The organism is Halorubrum tibetense (genome assembly GCF_042661865.1).
In the GTDB taxonomy this organism is placed as follows: Archaea; Halobacteriota; Halobacteria; order Halobacteriales; family Haloferacaceae; genus Halorubrum; species Halorubrum tibetense.
On record NZ_JBHSWW010000752.1, the window covers coordinates 1 to 507 of the forward strand.

The following is a 507-nucleotide window of genomic DNA, read 5'->3' on the forward strand; positions in this document are numbered from 1 at the left end:
GCCGGCCCCACCGGGGCCCGCGCCGCCCCCGGTCGCGCCGCGTTTGTCGGCCTCCGTGAACCGGTCGTGGCCGAGTTGATCGTACTGACGACGCTTCTCCTCGTCGGTGAGTACCTCCTTGGCCTTCTGGATCTTCTTGAACCGCTCCTCGGCGTCGTCCTCGTCGCTGACGTCCGGGTGGTGTTTGGCCGCCTTCTTGCGATACGCCTGTTTTATCTCGTCCTCGCTGGCGTCCCGCGAGACGCCCAAGATATCGTAGAAATCCTCAGCCATGGATCAGGCTCCTCTCATACGTGGGTGGTCGGTCATACGTTGCGTTCTGTGGGTCGTGCGTGATCACTCCGTCGATCCGGGACGTGTCGAGGACGGGGCGGGTTACTCCTCGTCGTCTTCGTCGTCGACATCCTCGAAGTCGGCGTCGACGTACTCCTCGTCGTCGCCGTCGGGGCCGGCACCGGCACCGCCCATGCCGCCTGGACCCATGCCGCCCATGCCGCCCATGCCGCC

At 66.1% G+C, this 507-nt stretch carries 1 protein-coding gene; it reads right to left on the reverse strand.

The annotated features are described in order from the left end of the window. The coding region (locus ACFQEU_RS18115) for a DnaJ domain-containing protein (RefSeq protein ID WP_379784426.1) at positions 1-273 on the reverse strand (273 nt) is incomplete at its 3' end. Positions 274-507 lie beyond the last annotated feature (234 nt).